General features: G+C 47.9%; 2 protein-coding genes and 1 pseudogene. All 3 read left to right on the top strand.

Annotated elements, in window-relative coordinates; genetic code table 11:
• Window positions 1-184: pseudogene (locus IBX50_RS19740) on the top strand (hypothetical protein); the annotation flags it as partial.
• Window positions 185-298: 114 nt separating this feature from the next.
• Window positions 299-2,134, top strand: coding sequence for a DUF294 nucleotidyltransferase-like domain-containing protein (locus tag IBX50_RS19735; protein WP_292258105.1), 1,836 nt, complete (start codon window positions 299-301; stop codon window positions 2,132-2,134).
• Window positions 2,135-2,139: 5 nt separating this feature from the next.
• On the top strand, window positions 2,140-2,337 hold a 198-nt coding region (locus IBX50_RS19730), incomplete at its 3' end, for an exonuclease domain-containing protein (RefSeq protein WP_292258104.1).

The raw sequence follows: 2,337 nt of genomic DNA, 5'->3' as shown, positions 1-2,337 counted from the left end.
AATTGCCCAGTTTGTTATTTATCGTTTTGAAAAAGAATATATGGATCGTCTGACTCATCAGGCGTATCTGCTGAACTGTAATACAGGGGAACGTGTTCCCGTGAGTGAGACTGGTGAATTAAAACTGAGTGGTATGCAGGTTTTTGCACCTACAACTGATCTATATCGTGTGGTTTGTCCCTGAGACTAAAGTACACCTTTCGGCAAAGGTGGGGGTTTGTTAGATTCAGACGATGTGTAACTTCCTGCATCGGTGGTTACTGATGCTGCAGCAGCTTATGAAAATAAGGAAAATAGCATGAGCAATGAGTTTGATCTGTCTCACCCCCCTTTTGACCTGTTGACAGAAGAATCCCAGCAACAATTATTAACCCGCTTGGATATAGGTTATTTTGGCTTGGATGAGATGATCATCGAGGCTGGCCATTCCAGTGAATATGTTTTTGTAGTAATGAAAGGGGCAGTGGCAGAAATTGACCCTCGTCTTGCCGAAACAGATCCTGATGGTGGCATGATTAGGGAGTACGCTCAGGAAGACCTTTTTGGTGCCATCAGTATCATCAACGGCACCAGTCGTTATACCTTTCGCACTCTTGAAGAAACCATAGCTTGGCTGATTCCCAAAGCAGTTTTCCTGAAGTTGATGGAAGACAATGAAGCCTTTGCTGCCTATTTCCAAAACTCACTGACAGAAAAAGCTCGCCTACTCGAAAGCCGTCGCAGCCAGCAGCAGGGTGGCAGTGACATGTCCGCTTTTATGCTGGCAAAAGTGGGTGCCTCGGTGCTGACAGAGCCGGTGGTGCTGGATTCCGGCACCAGCATTACCGAAGCAACACGTACCATGCGTGAGCAACATGCCGATTGCCTGTTGGTACGCAAGGGCAGCCAGTTTGGCATGGTGACACGAACTGACCTACTGGAAGGGGTGGTTCTGAAAGGCATGACACTAGATGCCGATATCTGTGAACTGGCCAGTTATAACCTGCTAACAGTGCAGAAAGAGGACTTTCTGTTTAATGCTCTAGTATTGATGACCCGCCACAAAATTCAGCGTGTGGTGGTGTTTGATGGTCCAAAACTAGCCGGTATGGTTGAGCTGACCGATGTACTGAGCTTCTTCTCCAGTCAGTCCCACGTTATCGGTTTGCAGATAGAGCGTGCAGCCAATCTGGATGAATTGGCACGTGCTGCCCGTGGAACCACCGCTCTGATCAGTGGTCTGGTTTCTCAGGGGGTAAAAATACGCTTTGCTATGGATCTGCTGGCAGCACTGAATGGCCGTATTATTGCCAAGGCTTTTGAGTATCTGGTGCCGCAGGAGGTACAGAACAAAGTCTGCCTGCTGGTAATGGGCAGTGAAGGCCGTGGTGAGCAGGTACTCAAAACCGATCAGGATAATGCACTGATTCTGGCGGATGATCTGGACTGGCCGGAATGTGACAAGGTGATGCAGAAGTTTACCCAAACCCTGCTGGATTTTGGTTATCCGCTGTGTAAAGGCAACATCATGGTTTCCAACCCAGAATGGGTGATGCGGGAATCAGACTGGAAAAAACGCCTGCAGAAGTGGTGCGGTTCGGTAGAAGGAACCGGCCTGATGAATCTGGCCATTTTTGTGGATGCCCATGCGGTGGCCGGTGATGCACAGCTGTTTAACCGGGTGCGGGAATCACTCTATGAAAAACTGGCTGGTAACGATGTGTTTTATTCTTACTTTGCCATGCCACTGCGTCGTTTCAGCACTCCGCTGACCTTTTTTGGTGGTTTAAAAAGCTCTGATGGTATGGACATCAAAAAAGGCGGTATCTTCCCGATTGTACATGGTGTACGCAGCATGGCGCTGCAGCATAAAATCCGTGAAACCAATACTTTTGTCCGGCTAGAAAAACTGGCTGAACAGCGCATAATCAAGAAAGACTTTGCTGATGATCTTTCAGAGGCTCTGGCTGTAATGAGTCGTTTACGACTCCAGCAACAGCTTAAAGCAGCCGAAGGCCAGGCCGATGCAGATGAGGCCAACCTGATCACAGCGGTGGAATTGAACAAACTGGATCGTGACCTGCTGCGTGAGGCACTGCATCTGGTTAAAGAGTTCAAGTCAAGGATGTCACATCGTTATCATCTCGAGAGGTAAACAACATGGTGCTGAAAACAATAAGAACAGCAACAGATCGCTGGAGTCAGAAAGATGGTGAATTCTCCTTTATGTTTGATACTTATGAAGGGGATGAAATTGTTGCTCTGGACTGCGAAATGACGGATCTCGATCCACAGAAAGCTGAGCTGGTATCTATAGCCGCCGTAAAAATAAAAGGCACACAGGTACTGACCAGCGAA

Source organism: Marinospirillum sp. (assembly GCF_014859565.1).
This window is presented reverse-complemented; position numbering and strand designations above follow the sequence as displayed.

Excerpts from the sequence above, each read along its gene's own strand:
- IBX50_RS19735 (WP_292258105.1), top strand. The coding sequence starts at position 299 with ATGAGCAATGAGTTTGATCTGTCTCACCCCCCTTTTGACCTGTTGACA.